General features: G+C 65.8%; 21 protein-coding genes. 2 read left to right on the top strand and 19 right to left on the bottom strand.

Annotation, left to right across the window (positions count from 1 at the left end; all coding sequences use genetic code 11):
• Positions 1 to 266: 266 nt before the first annotated feature.
• The 16 genes from Q0627_RS21795 to Q0627_RS21870 form a co-directional block, all read right to left on the bottom strand.
• Complete coding sequence (locus tag Q0627_RS21795) at positions 267 to 1,451, bottom strand: thiolase family protein (RefSeq protein WP_291018294.1); 1,185 nt, start codon at positions 1,449 to 1,451, stop codon at positions 267 to 269.
• 71 nt (positions 1,452 to 1,522) lie between these two features.
• Positions 1,523 to 3,109 (bottom strand): class I adenylate-forming enzyme family protein, encoded by a 1,587-nt coding sequence (locus Q0627_RS21800; RefSeq protein ID WP_291018290.1) that lies wholly within the window; start codon positions 3,107 to 3,109, stop codon positions 1,523 to 1,525.
• A gap of 7 nt (positions 3,110 to 3,116) precedes the next feature.
• Positions 3,117 to 3,665, bottom strand: a complete 549-nt coding sequence (locus tag Q0627_RS21805; RefSeq protein WP_298812819.1) for a twin-arginine translocation pathway signal — start codon at positions 3,663 to 3,665, stop codon at positions 3,117 to 3,119.
• Positions 3,662 to 4,504 carry a hypothetical protein gene (locus Q0627_RS21810; protein WP_298812822.1) on the bottom strand — a complete coding sequence of 281 codons (843 nt, stop codon included), beginning with the start codon at positions 4,502 to 4,504 and terminating at the stop codon, positions 3,662 to 3,664. Before Q0627_RS21810 ends, Q0627_RS21805 begins: the two co-directional genes overlap by 4 nt.
• Entirely contained in the window at positions 4,474 to 5,892 is a 1,419-nt protein-coding gene (locus tag Q0627_RS21815) for an MCE family protein (RefSeq protein ID WP_298812825.1), read from the bottom strand. Before Q0627_RS21815 ends, Q0627_RS21810 begins: the two co-directional genes overlap by 31 nt.
• Positions 5,889 to 7,013: an MCE family protein gene (locus Q0627_RS21820; protein ID WP_298812831.1), complete on the bottom strand. Its 1,125-nt coding sequence runs from the start codon at positions 7,011 to 7,013 to the stop codon at positions 5,889 to 5,891. Before Q0627_RS21820 ends, Q0627_RS21815 begins: the two co-directional genes overlap by 4 nt.
• Positions 7,013 to 8,353, bottom strand: a complete 1,341-nt coding sequence (locus tag Q0627_RS21825; RefSeq protein WP_291018278.1) for an MCE family protein — start codon at positions 8,351 to 8,353, stop codon at positions 7,013 to 7,015. The genes Q0627_RS21820 and Q0627_RS21825 overlap by 1 nt, the downstream gene beginning before the upstream one ends.
• 2 nt (positions 8,354 to 8,355) lie before the next feature.
• Positions 8,356 to 9,522 carry an MCE family protein gene (locus tag Q0627_RS21830; protein ID WP_291018277.1) on the bottom strand — a complete coding sequence of 389 codons (1,167 nt, stop codon included), beginning with the start codon at positions 9,520 to 9,522 and terminating at the stop codon, positions 8,356 to 8,358.
• Positions 9,519 to 10,526 (bottom strand): MCE family protein, encoded by a 1,008-nt coding sequence (locus Q0627_RS21835; protein WP_291018276.1) that lies wholly within the window; start codon positions 10,524 to 10,526, stop codon positions 9,519 to 9,521. The genes Q0627_RS21830 and Q0627_RS21835 overlap by 4 nt, the downstream gene beginning before the upstream one ends.
• A gap of 11 nt (positions 10,527 to 10,537) precedes the next feature.
• Positions 10,538 to 11,728 carry an MCE family protein gene (locus Q0627_RS21840; RefSeq protein WP_298812836.1) on the bottom strand — a complete coding sequence of 397 codons (1,191 nt, stop codon included), beginning with the start codon at positions 11,726 to 11,728 and terminating at the stop codon, positions 10,538 to 10,540.
• Positions 11,729 to 11,731: 3 nt separating this feature from the next.
• Positions 11,732 to 12,589, bottom strand: coding sequence for an ABC transporter permease (locus Q0627_RS21845; RefSeq protein ID WP_291018271.1), 858 nt, complete (start codon positions 12,587 to 12,589; stop codon positions 11,732 to 11,734).
• A 13-nt stretch (positions 12,590 to 12,602) separates the two neighbouring features.
• The gene (locus Q0627_RS21850) at positions 12,603 to 13,382 is read right to left on the bottom strand and encodes an ABC transporter permease (RefSeq protein WP_291018268.1); all 780 of its coding nucleotides are present in this window, start codon (positions 13,380 to 13,382) and stop codon (positions 12,603 to 12,605) included.
• A gap of 180 nt (positions 13,383 to 13,562) precedes the next feature.
• The gene (locus Q0627_RS21855; RefSeq protein WP_291018265.1) at positions 13,563 to 13,754 is read right to left on the bottom strand and encodes a ferredoxin; all 192 of its coding nucleotides are present in this window, start codon (positions 13,752 to 13,754) and stop codon (positions 13,563 to 13,565) included.
• A gap of 20 nt (positions 13,755 to 13,774) precedes the next feature.
• Positions 13,775 to 14,959 carry a cytochrome P450 gene (locus Q0627_RS21860; protein WP_298812844.1) on the bottom strand — a complete coding sequence of 395 codons (1,185 nt, stop codon included), beginning with the start codon at positions 14,957 to 14,959 and terminating at the stop codon, positions 13,775 to 13,777.
• Positions 14,960 to 14,962: 3 nt separating this feature from the next.
• Complete coding sequence (locus tag Q0627_RS21865) at positions 14,963 to 15,853, bottom strand: SDR family NAD(P)-dependent oxidoreductase (protein WP_291018261.1); 891 nt, start codon at positions 15,851 to 15,853, stop codon at positions 14,963 to 14,965.
• A 32-nt stretch (positions 15,854 to 15,885) separates the two neighbouring features.
• A complete protein-coding gene (locus Q0627_RS21870) occupies positions 15,886 to 17,352 on the bottom strand; it encodes an aldehyde dehydrogenase family protein (RefSeq protein WP_291018259.1) in 1,467 nt (488 codons plus the stop codon).
• Between the two features lie 216 nt (positions 17,353 to 17,568).
• Here Q0627_RS21870 and Q0627_RS21875 point away from each other — a divergent pair, with 216 nt between their 5' ends.
• Positions 17,569 to 18,228, top strand: a complete 660-nt coding sequence (locus tag Q0627_RS21875) for a TetR/AcrR family transcriptional regulator (protein ID WP_298812850.1) — start codon at positions 17,569 to 17,571, stop codon at positions 18,226 to 18,228.
• Positions 18,229 to 18,230: 2 nt separating this feature from the next.
• Here the strand turns inward: Q0627_RS21875 and Q0627_RS21880 are convergent, their stop codons facing one another.
• The gene (locus Q0627_RS21880; RefSeq protein ID WP_298812852.1) at positions 18,231 to 19,067 is read right to left on the bottom strand and encodes an enoyl-CoA hydratase-related protein; all 837 of its coding nucleotides are present in this window, start codon (positions 19,065 to 19,067) and stop codon (positions 18,231 to 18,233) included.
• Between the two features lie 126 nt (positions 19,068 to 19,193).
• Here Q0627_RS21880 and Q0627_RS21885 point away from each other — a divergent pair, with 126 nt between their 5' ends.
• Positions 19,194 to 19,838, top strand: a complete 645-nt coding sequence (locus Q0627_RS21885) for a TetR family transcriptional regulator (RefSeq protein WP_291018253.1) — start codon at positions 19,194 to 19,196, stop codon at positions 19,836 to 19,838.
• Between the two features lie 94 nt (positions 19,839 to 19,932).
• Here Q0627_RS21885 and Q0627_RS21890 read toward each other — a convergent pair whose 3' ends face one another.
• Positions 19,933 to 20,214 carry a hypothetical protein gene (locus Q0627_RS21890; protein ID WP_291018251.1) on the bottom strand — a complete coding sequence of 94 codons (282 nt, stop codon included), beginning with the start codon at positions 20,212 to 20,214 and terminating at the stop codon, positions 19,933 to 19,935.
• Positions 20,196 to 21,386, bottom strand: a complete 1,191-nt coding sequence (locus Q0627_RS21895; protein ID WP_291018249.1) for an acyl-CoA dehydrogenase family protein — start codon at positions 21,384 to 21,386, stop codon at positions 20,196 to 20,198. The genes Q0627_RS21890 and Q0627_RS21895 overlap by 19 nt, the downstream gene beginning before the upstream one ends.
• Positions 21,387 to 21,448: the final 62 nt, after the last annotated feature.

Raw genomic sequence — 21,448 nt, forward strand, 5'->3', positions numbered from 1 at the left:
GACCCTTCGTGACCCTCGCTCCTACGTCGCAACGGCCTCAGGGATCAAGATGGGACAAACCACTACGGCGTAAGGCAGGCCGTCACCTCACCGGACCCAACGCGGCCCTCACTCGTTCCTCGCAACGGCCTCAGGGATCAAGATGGGCGACGGTTTACAGCTTGGCCACGCATCTTGATCCCTGAGGCTGAAGCGACGTAGGAGCGAAGGTCACGAAGGGTCCGGTGAGATGTGCGCCTGACGTCACCACCTCCCGCCGGAGCGGATCAGCTTGCGGTTCTGAGGTTTTCGTAGATGGTGGCGTTGGCGGTGCCGCCGCCTTCACACATGGTCTGCAGGCCGTAACGGCCGCCGGTGCGGATCAGGTGTGAGACCAGGGTGGTGGCCAGGCGGGCACCGGAGCAGCCGAGCGGATGTCCGAGGGCGATGGCCCCGCCGAGGGGATTGAGCGCGGCATCGGAGGCACCGGTCTCGGCCTGCCAGGCCAGCGGCACCGGCGCGAATGCCTCGTTCACCTCGAAGGCGGCGATGTCGTCGATGGACAGGCCGGACCGCTTGAGTGCCAGCGCCGTGGCCGGGATCGGCCCGGTCAGCATCTTCACCGGATCGTCACCGGTGACCACCGCGGTGTGCACCCGGGCCAACGGGCTCAGGCCCAGCGCGGCGGCATGGTCGGAGGTGGTGATCAGGACCGCGGCGGCGCCGTCGGAGATCTGGGAGGCGTTGCCGGCCGTGATCACGCCGTCGGCCAGGAATGGGGCCTTGAGTGTGCCGAGCTTCTCGACGGTCGATCCGCGCCGGATACCCTCGTCGACCGACACCTCACCGGATTCGGTTTGTACGGTGAGGATTTCGTCCTCGAAAGCACCCGCGTCCTGGGCGGCGGTGGCCCGTTCGTGCGAACGCACCGAATACTCGTCGAGCTGCGTCCGCGACAGGTTCCACTGCCGTGAGATCAGTTCGGCGCCCGCACCCTGGTTGAACTTGCCGTTGAAACCGGGTTCGGTGGCAAGGACGTCTGCGTAGCGGTCGACGGCCGGTCCGCCCATCCGGCCGGCGCTCTCTACGTTCGCCGATCCCATTCCGATCGTCGACATCATCTCCACACCACCGGCGATGATCACGTCGGCCTGCCCGGAGATCACCGTGGCCGCGGCCGTCGAGATGGCCTGCTGGGACGATCCGCACTGGCGGTCGATGGTGAAGCCGGGCACGCTCTCGGGCCAGCCCGCGCCGAGCACGGCCATCCGGCCGATGTTGCCGGACTGTTCGCCGAGGCTGATCACGTTGCCCCAGTGCACGTCGTCGACGAGTGCCGGGTCGATCCCGGCGCGGCCGACGAGACCGTTGAGTACCTGCGCCGACAGGTCGACCGCATGCACCCCCGACAGCCCTCCGCCCCGCTTGCCGATCGGTGTACGCGCCACCGCCACGATTACCGCATCCCTCATGTCACATTCCTTTCGTCGAATGCGCCGCCGCTGCGGCACAAAGAACTCACCGCCACCCGGTTGCGGCGGCGTCAGTGAAATCTTGCCGCCAAATCGTTCTTACGGATCTTGCCCGTCCCGGTACGCGGAAAATCGTCCACCACGAACCATTGCGCCGGTCGCATCGCCCGCGGAAGATGTTCTGCGGCAAAATCTTCTATCGCCCGGAGGTCGGAGTCACCGCAGGCCGGCCGGACAGCGGCCACCAGGCGTTCACCGAGACGCTCGTCGGGCACCCCGAACACCGACACCTCCCCGACAGCGGCGCAACCGGTGAGGATCTGCTCGATCTGCGCCGGATACAGGTTCTCACCGCCACGGATCACCACCTCGCGCAGCCGGGAATGGAAGGTGAGCACCCCCTGCCGCAGGGAGACGAGATCGCCGGTGCGCAGCCAGCCGTGTCCGTCCGTCGCCGATTCGACGCGCAGCGTCTCCCCCTCGCGCACAAGATATCCCGACATGATCGTGGTGCCCCGAACGCACAGTTCACCGATCTCGCCGTCGGCGACGACGGTGCCGCCCTCGCCCGCGACGCAGTAGTCGCGTCCGGGTGCGGGGCGGCCGATGGTGCGGGTGCGTTCGGGTTGCGGGTCGCCGAGCGCGCTCAGCGCCAGGCACGGCGCCTCGCTCTGGCCGTAGCCGACGAGGAACCGGATCCCCAGATCGTGTTCGACCCTGTCGATGAGTGCGGGATCGACTCTGGTGGCGCCACCCACCACCGACACCACCGACGCGAAATCGGCGGGCCGGGCGTTGCCGCGGTCGAGCATGTCGATGATCATCGTGGGCACGAGTCCGACGATCGACGGCGCCGTGCGGGCGATGACCGCGGCGACGGTAGCCGGATCGAATCGGCCGACCGCAACGTAGGTCCCGCCGAGAGTGAGTGCGCCGATCAGACCGGCGACCGACCCCCCGACGTGGTCGAGGGGCAGCGGATTGAACAGCGCGTCACCATCGCGGGCGCCGGCCCCGCGCACGTACTCATGGGCCGATCCGAGCACCGCGCGATGGGACAGCACCGCCACCTTCGGGGTTCCGGTGGTTCCGGAGGTGAACTGGTAGAGGAAAGGGTCGCCCGGGTCGATCGGCACCTGCGGGCCGTGCGGGTCGCCCTCGCCGAGGACGCCGGCGGTCGCCACCCGCGCACAGGCGAGGTGGTCGAGCGTGGCGTACCGGGAATCATCGGGCACCACAAGCAGATCGAGATCGACCTGTCTACAGCGCGCGGTGATCGACGAGACCGGACCGGCCGGTATCGGCACCACCACGCACCCGGCCCGGGCGATCGCGAACGCCGCGACGATCCACGCCGTCCGGTCCTCACCCAGGATGCCTACCCGGGCACCGGCGGGCACCAGCCGGGCGATGCCCACGGCGACGCGCCAGGACCGGTCGTCGAGCTCACGCCAGCGGACCGCTCGGACAATGCCATCGGAATCCACCCACCGGATCGCGTCGTGGTCGGGGGTGCGGGCCACGACCCGCGCCAATTGCTCCGGAATCGTCTGTGCCGGAGCATCTTCGGATCCCGGGTCACCGGAGCGCGGCAGATAGGAGTATCCGGGCCACGCCGGGGCGCCCGGTTCGGGCAGGTGCTCGACGGCAATGGTCATCGCGGGCTCACACCGGATCGAATTTCGCGATCCGCCAATCCCCGCCGACCTTGGCCAGTTCGACGCGGACGCTGCTCGCGGTGAGCGTGGGCGTCGCGTTGTCCGCGGTGACAGTGGATTGGTTGATGAACACCAGCACCACGGCCCGATCTCCGGAGGCGGTCGACACGGCGGTGCCCACGACACTGGCCTGGGTGTCCACCGACTTCTCCTTCGCCGCCGGTATCACCACCTTGCCGGTGAATTCTTTGTAGTAGTCGGCGAATTCACCGGTGAGCAGCTTCTGCGCCTTGGCCACATCGGAATCGACCGAGCCGTGTTTGTAAGACAAGATGGCGACCGAACCTTTGGCGGCCACATTCCCCACCTCGGACCGGGTGGTGTCGGCCTGTTGTGCGGGGCGCACATTGTTCCAGTACTGATAGGCGGCGCCGGCGAAGAGCGCCACGATCAGCACAGCAACAACAGCGAGCGCTATTCGCTTGGTGCCCTGTGGTATTGAGATCTGGGGTTTTGATAGACGAGGCTTACGGATTCTCGCGGTAGTACCGGTCATGGCACGAACTCCACCTTCGACACCTTGGGGATACCGTCGACGTCGACGACGGTGACCCGCAACCGCCACGCCCGGTCCTCGTTCTGGGCGCCGGCCGCATTCGACACCTGCGAGTTGCTTGCGATCATCACCACCAGCGAACCGTTCGAGTTCTCCTTCTCCACCCCGGCCAGCGCCACCTGTCCCTTGGTAGCCACCTTGGACTTCTGGATCACCTCGGTGAACGCGGCTCCGCGCTTCTCGAAGTCGGTGCGGAACTCGCCCGTGGCACTGGCCAATACCCGGTCCACATCCCGCTGGGCGTGCTCGTGGTCGAGGGAGGTCATGTTGATGACCGTCTGCTTGGCGACCTCGACGTACCGGTCGCGCCGGTCCTGCGCGTCGGTGTGGTCGCGATGATCGAGATACAGCAGCACGTTCACGACGACCCCGGCGATCAGCAGCATTGCCGCGACCGCGCCCACGATGAGCACGGCCCGCGAGGGTTTGCTCGCGCCGACCGGTTCATGATCGACCGGATCACTCTCGACGGAATCGTCCTCGGTCGGCTTCTTGTCCAGATCGACGACCGCCGACACATCGGTGGTGCCCTGACCCGGTCCGGATAGCTCGAGATCATCGGCCTTCGTTGCAGCCGTGGATGATTCCCCGGCATCCGGGTCGTCATCGGTGAACGCACGTTCGGCCTCGAGTGCGGCCTCCTCCGCGGCGGAAGCGGCTTTGGCGGCGGCGTCGGCGGCCCTGCGAGCGCGTTCGGCACGGGCGCGGGCGGCCTTCACCGGATCGTCGTCCGGCACGTCCGGACCGGTCACGCCGCCGGCGTCAGCATCGTCTGCCACGTCGTATCCTTTCCGGTCGTGCCCGCCCGCAGATCGGATTGGGTGAATGTGGTTCCGTCACGGGTCCGCACCCGGCCGGTGCCCGGATCATAGGGTGCCACAGATACTTTCGCGTCCGACTTCGACGACGACGGGGCGATCTCGGCGTTCAGCTGCGGATTGTCCGTCGTGGGAGTGGGATTGCCGATCCACGGATTGTTGCCGAGCGGGTGATATTGCTCGTCGCTCTTGCACATGGTGACCGTCGGCGCCCGCTTTCCGGGTTTGTCCATGCATGGCAGGTTACGGGCACCACGGACGGCGATCTGTGAGTTCTGCGGGACGGCGCAGTACAGGTCCTCGTCGGTGCGGGGCGGTGAGTCCACGGCCGAGCCGTCGCGGCGCTCCGATGCGGGCAGGAAGCCGGTGGTGCACGGTGGTGACGAGTTGAGGGTGCTGGTATTGAACGACAGGAAGCCGCGATCGGTGCCGTCCATGTTGGGCACTGCGATGGTGGCCAGCGCCGCCACACCCTGCGGCAGGACGACGAGGATCTGTTCGAGGCTCGGGTTGTAGGTGACGCCCACCTTGCCCAGGCTCACCAGGTTGGCCAGCAGGATCGGCAGCGTCGGCTGCATCTGCTGGAACAGCGCGTTGACCTGCCCCATCGCGGGAGCACCACGGGCCAGGATGTTGCCGACCTTCTCGTCGGTCCGGGCGGTCTGCACCGACAGGGTCTTCAGGTTGGCAGCCCACTTGCGGATCGAGTCGCTGGTCACCGCCTGCGAGTTCAGCAGCGGTTCGATGTCCTTGATGAGCGTGGTTATGGGCACCAGGTTGCCCTTGGCATCCTTGGACAACCCGTGCACCGAGTCGAGCAGGGCGCGCATCGCCGGGTCGGCACCGGAGAACGCGTCGTATGACTCGTCGAGCAGGTTGCTCAGCTGATCGCGCGGAATGTCCTGCAGCGTCTTGTTGACCGATTCGATGAGCGGACCCACATCCTGCGGGATGGACGTCTGCTGCTCGGCGATCACGTCGCCGTCGCGCAGGTACGGGCCGCGCAGGTTCGGCGGCACCAGGTCGAGGTACTGCTCGCCGATGGCCGAGCGGCTGTGCACGTCGGCATGGCTGTCCTTGGGCACCTTGACATCTGAGTCGAGGTCGAGGGTGGCGCGCGCGCCGGTCTCGGTGACCTCCACCGCGGTGACCCGCCCGATCGTCGACCCGCGGTAGGTGACGTTCGACGACGCGTACAGCCCGCCGGTCTCGGGCAGATCCACCGACACCTGATACCGACCGATGCCGAACTTGTCGGGCACCCGCAGGAACGACATCGCCATCACGCTGATGCCCACCACCGTGACGACGGAGAAGATCAGCAATTGCCAGCGGATGAGCCGGGTCATCGGACACCTCCGCGCAGGATCGGTGCGGTCAGCGGGTTCTTGGTGGCCGGGGTGGGCTGGCGGCCGATGGTGCGCCCGAGCAACGTCTCCAGTGCGGTGAGATCACCATCGGCAGAGGTCATCTGCAGGTAGGAGTTGTCTGCTCGGCCGAGCGTGAGATCGATGGTGGCACTGAGGTTTCCGCCATCTCCGCGGATGAACTGCTTGATACCGGCCTGCGGCCACGGGAAAGTGGCGAGCAGTCCGAGCGATCGGGTGAGATTCGGTCCGGCATTGGCGAGCTCGTGCAGGCTGGGTGCCACCGCTTCGAGGTTGGCCTGCAGCGATTGCGAGCTGCGCCGCACCACCGAGTCGGCGAGCGAGGCGAATTCGCCGAGCGAGGTGATCGCGGTGCGCAGGTTCTCCCGGTCGCGGGCGAGCACGTCGAGTGCCGGTGGAATCTTCGCCAGCGCCGCGTCAACGGTTCCCGAGCGGTCGTTGATGGTGGTCGCCAGGTCGTCGATGCCGCGCATGGCCGCGACGAGGTTGTCGCGCTGCGAATTCAGCGATCGGGAGAAGACGTCGAGCTGGGTGATCAGCGACCGTGCATCGGCGGTGTGCCCGTCGAGGGCGGCGTTGATCTGCTGGTTGATCTCCTGCAACTGGGCCAGCCCGCCGCCGTTGAGGACGGTGGACACCGAGGCGAGGGTCTGCTCGGTGGTGGGATAGCCGCCGGCCCGCTGCAGCGGGATCAGATCACCATCGCGCAGTTGACCTTTCGCCGGTTCGCCGAGGGGTTCATCGAGGGCGATGTGCAGGGTGCCGAGCAGGCTGGTCTGCGCGACGGTGGCGGTGGTGTTGGCCGGGAGCTTCACGTCGCCGCCGAGGCGGATGGTCACCAGTGCGTGCCAGCCCTGCAATTCGATGCCGGTGACGGTGCCGACGTTGACGTCGTTGACGAGGACCTGCGAGTTCTGTTCGATGCCATTGATATTGGGCATCTGGATGCGCACGTGGTACGAACCCTTGTCATCGCCCTTGGTGCCGGGCAGACCAACCGAGTTGGGTCCGGTCCAGCCCGAGCACGAGCTGAGCAACAGCACGGCCAGCGCGGTGATCGCGGCCTTGAGGAATCTGGTCATCACCGGCCTCCCGTCCCCGGCAGCCGCATCAGGCCGGCCAGGCCCGAACCACGGCGCACCATCTTGCGTCCGGAATCACCGGATGCGCTTGTCGCCGAGGTGAACACACCGGGCATCGACGTATTCTTCTGTCCTGAGCCGGGTTTCAGATCCGGCTGACTGTAGTCGATCTGTTCTGGGCGCATCTGCACGCTCTGAATGGCGTTGGTGCCTACCGGCGGATAGTTGAAGGCCACGCTGTTAAGTACCGGCCCCAGGTATTGCGCACAGCGCCGCGCCGATTCCATCGCGCCCTCTCCGGACGCCGATTGGATGGCGCCGCAGATGAATTGGATCGGATTCTGGAACTGGGTCACCGACAGCGCGCCGGTCAGGGTGCCCTGGGCGGGCTGATAGATGTTGTAGAAGTTGGCGAATGCGTTGGGTCCCACGTGCAGCAGCTGTTCGATATCGGGTTGGCTCTGTTTCAGGGCGGTGGTGACGCTCGCCAGCCTCGACACCGACGTGGCGAGTTTGTCGCGGTTGTCGCCGACGAACCTGGTCACCTGGTCGAGCACCGCATCCACGCTGGTCACCGCGGTGGACAGTTCGTCGTCGGTGGTGGTCAGCACCGAGGTCACCGACGCCAGATCGCGGTTGAACTGGGCCATCTGGTCGCCGCTGAGTGAGAGCGCGCTCGCGAACACCTTCAGATTGCGGATGGTGGCGAACATGTCGGACCGACCGTCCCCGAGAGTCTGTGCCGCCTTCGACAGTTCGGTGAGGGTGCGGTTGATATCGGTGCCCTTGCCGTCGAGAGTGCTCGCGGCCGAGGAGATGAAGTCGCCGAGCGGTCCGCGGGCACCGTCGGCGCCGGTACCGATTGCGGTGCTCAGGGATTCGAGCTGATCGCGGAAATCGTCCCATTCCACCGGAACGGCGGTGCGGTCGATGGGGATGACCGCACCGTCGGCGAGGGTGGGTCCGCCGCTGTAACCGGGCGTGAGCTGAATGAAGCGCGAGGACACCAGCGTCGGCGACATGATGACCGCCTGCGCACCGGCCGGGACCTTCTGATCCTGAATACGGAAAACGACCTTCATCTTGTCGCCGTCGGCGGAGATCGAACCGATCTTGCCGACGGTGACGCCCATCAGTTTCACGTCGTCACCGGCGTACAGGCCGTTGGTGTTCTCGAAGTAGGCGGTGACCTGGGTGGACGTCGCCTTGGTGTAGAACTTCCATCCGATGATTCCGGCGACACACGCCACCACGAGCAACGCGGCGACGACGGCGGTGCGCCTGCTGATACCCGAGACGAAGCCGGCGACGTCGGCGCGGTAGTCGGCGAGGATTCCCATCGCTAGCCACCTCCGGTGCGGCGCTGGCCAGTCGGACAGCCTGCGTCCGTGGCGATCTCGGTGCCACCGCGTTTGCGGGTGCCGGCGGGCGTGTTGGCTCCGCAGGTCACCGGGTAGGTGGTCTTGCCCAGTTTGCTGATGTCGATGCCCTTTTCCTTGAAGGCGGCGTCGATGAACGGCTGCAGGAATTGCCCGGGCAGCAGATTCATCACGTACGCGTTGAAGAACGGTCCCGAGGCCACCGACTCACCGAGCGAGGTGGCGTACTGCTGCAGCGGTTTGAGCGAGGCCTGCAGGTCCTTGCGGTGCTTGTCGAGGAGTTCGGCCACGCGGTTGAGTTCGGTGAGCGCGGGGCCCAGCTGTGCGTCGTTCTCGTCGATGAGCGCCGAGATCTGCCGGGTGACGGCGGTGATACCCGTGAGCAGGGTGTCGACGTCGTCGCGGCGTGCGGCGAGTGCGGAGAACAACGCGCCGCCGTCGAGCAGCATGCGATTGATCTGCGTGCTGCGGTCGGAGAGCACCGACGTGACCGATTCGGCGTTGTCGAGCAGGCCGCGGATCAGCTCGTCGCGCGAGGCGATGGTGCCCGAGAACCGGGACACCCCGTCGAGGGCGGTCCCCAGGTTGGGCGCGGTCTTGTCGAGGGTGTCGCTGAGGACGTCGATCGCCGAGGCGAGATCCTTCTTCTCCAGGTTCTTCGACGTGAGCGTCAGGTCACCGAGGGCGTCGGTGAGCAGGTATGGGGTGTCGGTGCGGTCGAGCGGAACCACCTCGTCGGCGCCCAGAATCCGCGACCCCCGCGATTGCACGTCCAGGTATTTGGTGCCGAGCACGGTGCGCGTCTTGATCGACAGCCGCGACAGTTCCCTGACCTTGACCCCGTCGGCGTGGAAGGTGATCTTGACGGCGGGTCCGTCGATGGCGATCTTCTCCACCTGACCGACCTTGACTCCCGCGACGGCCACGTCGTCTCCGACCTTGAGTCCGCCTGTGTCGCCGAACATTCCGGCATAGGTGCGGTGTGCGCCGAGCAACGGAACCTTGTCGTAGAACTGGGCCGAGGCCACCACCATGGCGGTCAGCAGCATTCCGATCAGGCCCGTGCGGAAGGTACGCGAACCGGGGCGAGCGGAGCGACGGGAAATGTTGCCCGCATTGACGTTTCTCATAGCGGCGCGCACCGGCCCGCCCGCTGGCCGATGATGTCGATATACACCGGGTCGCCTTTCGGCCCGTTGACTTTCAACGTGGCATCGCAGAGATAGAAGGTGAAGAAGGCGCCGTAAAGTCCGAGCCGGCTCAGCGCGCGATAGCTTTGCGGCAGTTCACCGAGCAGCCTGTCGACGTAGCCGGAGTTACCGTTGACGGCCTCCGAGAAACGGCGGACCTGGGTGACGTCCTCGGCGATGGCCGGCCGGCTCTGATCGAGCAGGCTCGCCACCGACCGGCTGGCTCGCGACATGCTCGCCACCGATTGCGCGATGCGGTCGGACTGGGCACCGAGCCCACTGATCAACTGCTGCAAGGAATCCACACCCTGATCGAAGGCATCGTTCTGCTTTCTGACGGTGCTCAGGACGCCGTTGAGGTTCTCGATCACCGAACCGATGAGCTGATCCTCGTCGGCGAGCCGTTCGGTGGCCTGCCCGATCTGGCGCAGTACCCGACCCACCGACGAGCCCTGACCCTGGAAGACCTCGATCAGCGCCTGCGAGATGCCGTTCACGTCCTGCGGGTCGATCGCCTTGAGCAGTGGCCGGAAACCGCCGATGAGGGCGTCGAGGTCGAGCGCCGGACTGGTCCGATCCCGCGGGATCGTTGCGCCAGAACGCAATTCGTGCGGGTCTCCGGGTCCGTCGGAGATCTCCAGGTAACGATCGCCGATCAGGTTCTGGTACTTGATCGTTGCCCGGCTGCCGCCGTTCACACGGACCGCCGAGTCGATGGTGAACGACACCAGCGCCCGCTCGTCGTCGACCACCTTCACGCCGGTGACCCGGCCCGCGTCGACGCCGGCGACCCGGACCTTCTCGCCCTTCTTCAACCCCGACGCGGAGCTGAATTCGGCGCGGAATCCGGTTTCGTCGCCGAAGCGGAACTGTCCGAACACCACCACCAGCATCGCCAGGATCACGACCATCACGACGGCGAAGATCCCGAATTTGATTGCCACACCGCGAACGCTCACCGGCCACCCCCGGATGTGATCTGGCCGACCATGTACTGGATGAATGCCGGTGTGCCGGCCTTCAATTCGGTGGCGTAGGCGGTGCTGGCACCGGTGTCCATCACCAGATACGGCGCCGGATAGTTGGTCCGCGTCATCTGCGAGTAGCAGCCGGGCGAACCCTTGGGCCCGCCCTTGGCATTCACCTTGGGCAGATTGTCCGGATACCGGTAGGCGTTGTCGCCCAGCAGGAGTGCGACATCGAGATCGAGCGAATAGCCGTTGTTCTTGCCACCGAACCGGCCCATGCCGTAGTCGAGGTTGTAGGTGGCCTGATCGGCGACACACTTGAACTCGGGCGAATACTTGGCCAGCAGTTCAGTGGTGGGCACCAGCAATCGGGAGGCATTGACGAACCGGGATCCGCTCGCGCGCAGCAGGTTTGTGCCCGAATTGCCCAGACCGATCGCCGAGGTGAGCAGTCCGTCGAGGTTGTGCTCGTTGTCGCGCACCGTCGTCGCGGTCACGGTGGCGTTGTCGAGGAGATCGAGGAGATCGCCGGCGGCGGAGTTGTAGACATCGGTGACCTTGGTGGTGAGAGTGGTGTCGCGCTCGATCTGCCGCCACAGCGGATTGATGCCGCGCAGCACCGCGTCGGAATAGCTGATGGTCTCGCCGAGTTCGCCGCCGCGCTCGCGCAGACCCCCGGCGACGGCACCGAGCGTGGCGTTCAGTTTGGCCGGGTCGACGGCCTGCATCACGCCGAGCAGATTCTCGAACAGAGTGTTGACCTCCGTGGCGACATTCACCGACTCGATGGTGGCACCGGAGGAGATCGTGCCTCGTCCTTCCGGCAACAGCGCAACATATTTGGCGCCGAATGCGGTGGATGCCTTGATCTGTGCCTTTGTGCCGGCGGGGATCTCGGCGAAGCTCTTGTCGTCGATGTCGAGGGTCAGCGATGCGGTGTCACCGTCGGTGCTGACCTTGGACACCGAACCGATGGTGACCCCGTGCATCTTGACCTTGGCGCCGGGCGCCATCACCAGCCCGGCGCGGTCCGATTCGACGACGAGCGATCGGGTCTTGTCGAATCCGCCGCGGAAGGAGTACAGCGACACCAGCGCACCCACCACCAGGACGGTGATCATGACCAGCCCGGCCACGAAGTAGTGGGGTTCACTGCGATGGGAACGTTCCTGCGCCACCGGTCATCCCGCCAGGTTGAAGTTGCCGGACGTGCCGTACACGGCCAGGGACACCAGCAGGCACACCACCACCACCGCCACCAGCGACGACCGGACCGCACGACCGACGGCCTCGCCGACGCCCGCGGGTCCGCCCGTGGCCATGTACCCGTGGTAGCAGTGGATTCCCATCACGACGATGCCCATCGTGACGGCCTGCATGAACGACCAGATCAGGTCGGCGGGCCGCAGGAAAGTGGCGAAGTAGTGGTCGTAGACACCGGCCGACTGCCCGTTGATGAAGATCGTGTAGGTCCGCGACGCCAGGAACGACATGAGCACCGCGATCGTGTACAGCGGGATGATCGCGATCACCCCGGCCACCATCCGCGTCGACACCAGATACGACATCGACCGAATCGCCATCACTTCGAGCGCGTCGACCTCCTCGGCGATCCGCATCGCACCGAGCTGGGCCGTCGATCCGGCGCCGATCGTTGCGGCCAGCGCGATACCGGCGGTGACTGGTGCCGCGATCCGCACATTGATGTAAGCGGCGAAGAATCCGGTGAGCGCCTCGACCCCGATGTCGCCGAGTGAGGCGAAACCCTGAATGGCCAGGAGAGTGCCCGCCGAGAACGTCATGAATCCGACGATCACGACGGTGCCGCCGATCACGGCGAGGGCCCCTGTGCCCATACCGATCTCGGCGATCAGCCGGATCGCATCCTTGCGGTATCGGAGCATCGCGTGCGGAATCTGGAACACCGCGTCGCGATAGAAGATGGCCTGGTGGCCCACCGACCGGACGCCGCTCACCGGTTTGCCCAGTGTCTTGGCCGCCCGCGGGTATCGGGCGTTCAACACCGATATCGAGGTCATTTACTGCTCCTTCTCACCCTGCGGTCACCTTCACCCCGACCGCTGTCAGCACGACATTGACGGCGAACAACGCCACGAATGCGTACACGACCGTCTCGTTGACCGCGGTACCCACACCTTTGGGACCGCCGCTCACGGTCAGACCCCGGTAGGAAGCCACCAATGCGGCGATCAATCCGAACAACCCCGCCTTCACCTCGGACAGGATCACTTCGGGCAACCCGGTGACCAGCGTCAGGCTCGACACGTAGGCGCCCGGGGTCACATTCTGCACGTACACCGAGAAATAGAAACCACCGACCAGGCCGATGGCCACCACCATGCCGTTGAGCAGCAGCGCCACCAGACAGGAGGCGACCACTCGCGGCACCACCAGCCGATGCACCGGGTCGATGCCCAGCACCCGCATCGCGTCGATCTCCTCGCGGATGGTGCGGGCACCGAGGTCGGCGCAGATCGCGGTGGCACCGGCACCGGCCACGATCAGCACCGTCACGAGCGGGCCGATCTGGGTGACCGAGCCTAGTGCGGCGCCGGCGCCCGAGAGGTCGGCGGCGCCGAACTCCACCAGCAGGATGTTGAGCGTGAAGATCACCAGCACGGTGAACGGCAGCGCCACCAGCAGGGTCGGCACGAACGCCACCGTCACCAGGAACCATGCCTGACCCAGCGCCTCTCGCCAGTGAAAGGGCCTGCGCCCCAACGCCCGAAGCGTATCGAAGCTGAGCTCGAACAGCCCGCCGATCGCCGCGACGGCGGCCCGCGCCTGACTTGGCTTCGTGTGCGTCGTCACGGCAGCGGACGGGGGATGAGCAGGTTCGCGATCATTGTCACGAATTGCTCGATCTCGTCGACGAAATCTAGATGCACCGGATCAAACCTCTTCGTTCATTCACATGCCGCTGGGCCGGCGGGGTCGGCTGGTAGGGGTCTCGGGGTCACTGCGTGGACGGACAACTCAGGGCGGAAAACATCACTCGACGATCACCAGCGCCTGCTCCGGGCAGGCACTGACACCCTGCCGGATGGGCGCCTCGTCCCCCGGACCGATCTCCCGATCACCGAAGGTAGAGTAGCCGTCGTCATCGATGGGAAACAGGTCCTCGTTCACCGCGAAGCACTGCGCATGCCCGACGCACCTGTCGGGGATCAGCTTGGCTCTCATATCGGGCACATCCTTCCCCGTTACACCGATACCGGAATACTCGTCGCGGTCCGAACGGCGACGTTGTCGTAGGTGAGCGCCGACAGGTCAAGGTCGTACTCGGGCAATATCCGCAATGTCTCCCCCACCGCCACCTTCAGTTCCAGCCTGGCCAGGTGCGACCCGATGCACCTGTGGATGCCGCTGGCGAACGCCATGTGGCTGAGCTTCTCACGATGAAAGTCGACGCGGAGCGGATCGGCGTGATAGGTCGGGTCGACGTTGGCCGCGGCCCAGAAGGCGTTCACCTGTGTGTCGGCCGGCACGATCAGACCGTCGCCGAGGTCGATGTCGGTCTGCGGATACCGCATTCCCGAAGGTACGGGAGACTCGAACCTCACCAACTCCTCGATGGCCACCCGCAGCAGATCCGGTTCGGTGACGAGTTCGGCCCGCCGATCAGGATTCTTGCCGAACCAGGCGAGAATGCACGAGAGCGACGCGGTGACCGTGTCCAAACCGGCGAACAACAGCAGGAAGAGCACATTGATCAGGTCGAACTCGTTGATCGGTTCGCCGTCGAACTCTGCGCGCATCAGGTTGGCGATCACGTCGTCGTATTCGTCGAGGCGAGTGCGCTTTTCCTTGAGGAAGGTATCGAAGTATTCGAGGAGTTTGCCGCCGGCCACCGCCATGTTGGCGTCGATCTCCTCGGTGGTCTCCCCCTTGGGATGGATAATGCCTTCCTTGAATTCCAGGAAGAATTCCAGATCCTCCAGGGGTGCACCCACCAGGCTCAGGAATGTCTGGCACGGCAGCGGAGTACACAGCAGATCGTTCAGGTCGCCTCCGCCGTCCGCGCGGACGCCTTCGAGGATTCCCCGCGCCAGTTCGCGGATCTGCTCCTCCATGAGGCCCACCCGCTTGGGCGAGAACATCGGGTCGAGAACGCGGCGCCACTTGCGATGGTCGGGGCCGTCGATCTCCAGCGGAATAAGCCTGCCGTCGTGTCCGAAACTCCCTCCGCGACCGCCGTTTCCGAGAACATCGGGGTTCTTGTTGACCGCGAGGATGTCCTCGTGCCGATAGAGATGCAGTGCGCCGTCGATGTATTCGGCACGCACATCACGTGCTTTGGCCATGTAGACAAGCTGCGGGTCGTGCAGGTCCTTGACCTGCTGCGAGAGCCCGGAGATACGCGGATCGAAACGTGTGACGGTATCCATTGCCTACCTTTCGATCTCGTTGCGGAGCTCGTCCGGGATCGCGCCGGAGGTGATGTCGTCGCTCTCACCGGTGTCGGTGGGGAACACGATGGACGTGCGGGCGAACTGGCCGCCGTCCGCCGACGCGATCGACTGTCCGGAGGTGTACCGCGACTCGTCGGAGACCAAAAACAGTGCGAGATAAGCGTTATCGCGGATCACCGGCGGGGTGTCCACGCGCAGCGGCATGGCCCGGTTGTCCGGATTCCACGGCGCCATCTCCTCGTACGACTTACCCAGCACCTCGGCCTCGGGCGGCAGGGCGAAGTTCACCGACATACCGTGCGTGGGGCAGATCGCGTTGGCGCGAATGCCGAACTTGCCGAATTCCAGCGACGCCGCACGCACCAGACCGTTGACCGCGGCCTTCGATGCGGTGTACATCGGGAAACCGGGGTAGGCGGTGAACGATGCCGCCGACGAGGTACCCAGCAGCGTGCCGGGGCGCTTGTTATCGATCATCCAGCGGGCCGCGGCACGCCAGGCCAGATAGATGCCGGTGGTGTTGACCGCGAAGATGTTGTTCCAGTCCTCAAGTGAGGACTTGTGCAGCGGCTGCATCCCGAAACCTGGTTCGGGAACACCGGCGTTGCCCCACATCACGTCGATGCGACCGTAATGATCGACGGTGGTGGCCACCAGATTGTCCATGTCGGCTTCCGACCGCACGTCGGCGTCGATACCGATTGCGGTGCCTCCGTTCTCGACGATCTCCTTGGCCACGGCCTGGGCCCGGCCGGGTACCACGTCGCTGACCACCAGCGTCGCGCCCTCGGCCGCGAACAGCAGCGCCGATTCGCGGCCCAGACCCGAACCGGATCCGGTGATGGCGATGACCTTGTCTTTCAAGCGCATTGAGCTACGTCCTTCTTCTCAGGTCCGTCGTGTTAGTGGCTGGGGCTGGCGATCGACTTGATACGCAGGTACTCCCGGAAACCGGCGATGCCGTGTTCGACGCCGTCGCCGCTGATCCCGTAACCGCCGAACGGGGCGTCGGGCGAGAGGTAGAAGGAGTTATTGATGTTGACGGTGCCCGCGCGCAGGCGACGCGCGACGGCCCAGGCCCGTTCCTCGTTCGTCGACTGCACATAGCCGGACAGTCCGTATGCGGAGTTGTTGGCCATCCGCACGGCCTCCGAATCGTCGCCCTCGTACCGCAGCACCGACAGGACCGGGCCGAACACCTCGGTCTGCGCGATCTCCGAGTTCTCGTCGACATCGACGAGAACCGTTGGCTGATACCAGAATCCGCGTTCCTGTTCGCCGCGCTTGCCGCCGACGAGCAGGCGGGCACCCTCGGCCTGGGCGCGGTCGACCAGACCTTCCATGCGCTTGAGCTGTTCCTCGCGGATGATCGGGCCGACCAGGTTGACCGGGTCGTTGGGATCGCCCCACGGGATGTTGCCGACGATGTTCTCGAGCCGTTCGAGCACGGCGTCGTAGACGTCGGCATGCACGATCATGCGGGTGGCCAGCGCGCAGCCCTGACCCGAATTGGACAGGCACATGGCCACTCCCAGACCGCAAGCCATATCGAGGTTGGCGTCGGGCAGGATGATGTTGGCCGACTTGCCGCCCAGTTCCAGTACGGTGTGCCGGATTCCGGTGGCAGCGCGTTCGGCGATCCGCTGCCCCACGCCGGGCGAGCCGGTGAAGTGGTACAGGTCGATGCGCTGGTCGGCGGTCATCGCATCACCGACGATCGCCTTGTCCGACGAGCTGAGCGCGGCGAACGCGCCGGCCGGGGTGTCGGTGGCATCGCGCAGGACCTCGGCCATCAGGGCCGCGGTGAGCGGGGTGTCGGGGGCGCTCTTGAGGATCACGGCGTTGCCGGTGGCCAGGCCGTGATGGGTCTTCCACAGCGCGGTCATGAACGGGGCATTCCACGGGGTGATGGCACCGACCACGCCATAGGGCTCGTAGCGGACCTGTCGCTCACTGAGGTTGCCCATCACCTCATACGGACCGAGATCCTCTTCCCAGGGGAAATCGGTGATCAGGTTGTTGAAGTAGTCCATGCCCTCGATCATGAATCGCACATGCGTCCACATGTTGGCGCGCGCCACCCCGGCCTCGGCGACCATGATGTTCTCGAATTCGTCTGCGCGAGCACGCAATCCCTCCTGGAACTGAACCATGCAGCGCTTGCGGAACTCATGATTGGTCGTCCAGTCGGAGGTGTCGATGAAGCGGCGTGCCGCGGCGATCGCGTCGTCGACGTCCTCGACGCCGGCGTCGGCGGCCTCGGCGACCACGGACTCGTCGGCGGGGTTGATGATCGGATAGCGCTTACCCGAGCGGGCCTCGCGGAACTCGCCGTCGATGAACAGCCGGCCTTCCAGCGGTGCGGACATGGTGCCTCCTGTGGTCGTCGCGTCCCCAGCGCACGACTCGGTTACCCGCGGCCGGTCCGGGACTGTTGTCCGGGACCGGCTCCGCGCGGGTCAAGGCTTCGGGCTGGTGTGATCTGAATCTCTGCAATCATTTAACTGTAAAGACGCCGCCACGTCAAGGGAGTGACACTCCCTTAATGTTCCGCGTATTGCGCCGCGGCATGACAAGATGGGGTGATGCCCGATACGTCCGCTCCCGAGAAAGTCGTTGCGCACAGTCCGCGTAAACGCCGTTCAACAGCGCAGGTGCGGTCGCTGATCACCACGGCCGCCTACGATGAGTTCGCCGAGCACGGCTTCGACGGCACCAGCATCCGCGCCGTCGCCGAACGCGCAGGCGTCACCGAATCCACCGTGTTCCGCCACTTCAGCAGCAAACCTGCGCTCTTCGAAACGACGGCGGTAGGTCCGCTGGTGCAGTTCATGTACGAGTTCGCGGCCAGTATCGCCACCCATCCCGACGAGAATCCGGCCGCGGTCACCCTCCGGTTCGTCTCCGGCCTGTACGACCTGTGCACCGTCAACCGGCGCATCCTGGTGTCGCTGGCGGCGCAGCCACACGAGACGGCCGACCAGCGCGAGCCCGCCTTCGACGCCTGCGCCAGGGCATTGGTCCGCGGCATCGAAACCTACATCGCCGAGAACGACCAGGCCACGCCGGTCGACATTCTCGACGCCGTCCGGATGGCGCTGGCCCTGGTACTCGGTGCCGTACTGAGCGACAACGAGCTGTTTCCGGCGGAGGCCGACCCCGCCCGCATCAAAGCGATGCTCAGTCAGTTCGTCCTCATCGGCGCCGGATACCAGCAGCCATCAGCCAGCGGCCAGGGCCGGTAAGGCTACCTCTGGCCGGTGGAGGCGCTGCGGGCGGCGAATGCCCGGACAGCGGCCTTGTGTTCGTCGCCGTCGGCGCACGCTCGGTAGCGGACCAGTTCGGCGTCCATCGCGGCGGCCAGATCCAGGTGCCGGGCCTCGCGCAGATTGGCCTTCATCGCACCGATGGCCTGCGCCGACGATCCGGCGAGCTGTCCGGCGATGCCGCGGGCGGTAGCTGCCACCTCGTCGTCGGGGACGAGCCGATTGAGCAGTCCGAGGCTCAGTGCCTCGTCGGCGCCGACACGTTCGGACAGCAGCATCAGCCGGGTCGTCTGCCCCGCGCCGAGCAGGTCGCGCAACTGCCAGGTCACGCCGAAATCGCCGGGCAGGCCGATCTTGATGAATGCGGTGGTGAAGAACGTCGACGGGCAGCCCACCCGCAGGTCGCAGGCCAGTGCGAGGCCGAATCCGGCACCGGCCGCCGCGCCGGGCATCGCCGCGATCGACGGGGTGTTCATCGACCGCAACTTGCCGACGATGCCGGTCTGCCTGCGGGTGCGATTGTCGAACCAGTCCTGCACGCTGTCGTCGCCGACCGGCACGTCGCCGCCGCGCTGGGCGAACGCCTTCACGTCGCCGCCCGCACAGAACGCCCGCCCGGCACCGGTGAGAACGAGGGCCCGCACTCCGGTGTCCGCGTCGACGTCGGCGAGGACACCGATCAGGATGTCGATCATCTCCGGGGTGAGGGCGTTCTTGGCATCGGGCCGGTTCAGTGTGACCGTGGCGACGGCGTCCTCGAGGCTCAACAGCAGGTCGTCGGTACCTGTGTCGATGTGCTGCGACGATCGTTCGGACACGCCTTCTCCTTACCGTTGCCCCTCCGGTATGCGGGACCGGTCTGAGAGTAGCCGAGTCCGGATGTGAGCAGGGACACTCTCTTATCTGCGCCGCAGGTCAAAACCGGCGTCGGTACACTCATGTCCGTGGCGAGACCCTCGAAACCCCTGATCAGCCGGGAGGCCGCGGTCGCTGCATGCATCGAGATCATCGACACCGACGGCCTCGACGCGTTCAGCCTGCCGCGCCTGGCCAAGCACCTCGGCGTGCGCGCCCCCTCGCTCTACCATCACTTCGCCGACAAGAACGAGATCCTCACCGAGGTGGCCCGCGACATCGCCGGCTGGTCCGTCGTCCGGCCCCGCATGAATCCGGGACCGGACTGGCCCGAGTACTTCGTGGCGCTCGCACTCAACTTCCGGCAGTCGGTGTTGCGCCACCGCAACGCCGCACCGATTCTGCTGCAACACTTTCCGCGCGAGCTGTTCGTCTCCACCTACGAGCGCACCGCCCGTTTCCTGCTCGATTCGGGAGTGCCCAGCGAACTGCACGTCCAGATCCTCGACGGCATGGAAACCCTGTCGGTGGGCGCGGTGCTGATGGAGGCGATGCGGCCGCCGAGCCGCAAGTCGACGATCTTCCCCAACGTCGACGCCGCGTCGCAACCCCTGCTGACCGATGCGCTCGCCGCCAACGAACTCAGCCAGAAACAGCTGTTCGAGTCGATGGTCCGCAGCTTTCTGCACGGCATCGTCCGCGACAACAACCTCGAACAGTTATTCAGCGCCTGAGTGTGCTGTTGATCCCGGTTTCCGAGATCAACCGCACACTCAGGCACGATTTCGGTTTGCGGTGGTGACCAGGGGTATGGGACGGGAGTCCTTGTCAGTCGTCCTCGTCGTCGTCGCCGCGGCCAGGGGGCGGATTGCGGGGTGTCGGGGCGGGGGCGAGCTTGCGTTTGCGGAACTGTAAGAACACCATTGCCAGGTTGACCACGATCATCGCGATGCCGACCAGGCCCCAGCCCCAGCGGCCGTCGGCGAACCAGCCGATCGACAGATAACCGACGCAGCCGATGAGGATGATCGAACCGGCGATCGTCATCGCCATCGATACACCGGCGGCGGTGCGCTGCATCTCCGAATAGGTCACCGAAACGCGTCCCATCCGGTGAGTGCCTTACCGATCATCAGCTGGTGCATTTCGCTGGTCCCCTCGTAGGTGAGTACCGATTCGAGATTGTTGGCGTGCCGGATCACCGGATACTCCAGGGTGATTCCATTGGCGCCCAACAGGGTTCGGGATTCACGGGCGATGGCGATGGCCTCGCGGACGTTGTTGAGTTTGCCGAGGCTGATCTGCTCGGGGGCGATCTTGCCCGCATCCTTGCGCCGGCCCAGGTGCATGGCGAGCAGAAAACCCTTGCCCACTTCCAGCGCCATGTCGGCGATCTTGGCCTGGGTGATCTGGTAACCGGCGAGCGGCTTGTCGAACACCTCGCGGGTACCGGCGTAGTCGATGGCGGTCTGCAGGCAGTCGCGGGCGGCGCCGACCACACCGAACACGATGCCGAAGCGCGCCTCGTTCAGGCAGCTCAACGGGCCCTTGAGCCCTTCGACGCCCGGCAGCATCGCCGACGCGGGCAACCGCACGTCCTCGAGGACGATCTCGCCGGTGATCGACGCCCGCAGAGACATCTTGTGCTTGATCTCCGGTGCGCTGAAACCGGGGGTGTCGGTGGGGACGACGAAGCCGCGCACACCGCGCGCACCCTCGGCGAGGTCGGTCTTGGCCCACACCACGGCGACGTCGGCGACGGGTGCATTGGTGATCCACATCTTGGCGCCGTTGAGGATCCAGTCGTCGCCGTCGCGTTTGGCAGCGGTGCGCATCCCGGCCGGGTTGGAGCCGAAGTCGGGTTCGGTGAGGCCGAAACAGCCGATCGCCTCGCCTTTGGCCATCCGCGGCAACCATTCCTCGCGCTGCTCGTCGGAACCGAACGCGCGGATCGCATACATGGCGAGGGAGCCCTGCACCGACACGAAACTTCGCAGACCGGAGTCGACGGCCTCCATCTCCAGGCACGCCAGACCGTACGCGACCGCGGACGTGCCGGCGCAACCGTAACCCTCCAGGTGCATACCGAAGACGCCGAGCTCGCCGAGTTCGAGAGCCAGCTCGCGGGCCGGCAGGGTGCCGTCCTCGAACCACTGCGCCACATGCGGGCGCAGGCGTTTGGCGCCGAAATCGGCGACGGTCGAGGCGATGGCGCGTTCCTCGTCGTCGAGCAGGGCGTCGAAGGCGAACAGGTCGGCCACACTGCGCGTGGATGCGCTCATCGGATCCTCCTTGATCAGCTCACGTCCAGATCACTAGAACGGCCGTGGCGGGAAAATGGACA

The sequence above is a fragment of the uncultured Gordonia sp. genome (genome assembly GCF_937858515.1).
Classification (GTDB): Bacteria; Actinomycetota; Actinomycetes; order Mycobacteriales; family Mycobacteriaceae; genus Gordonia.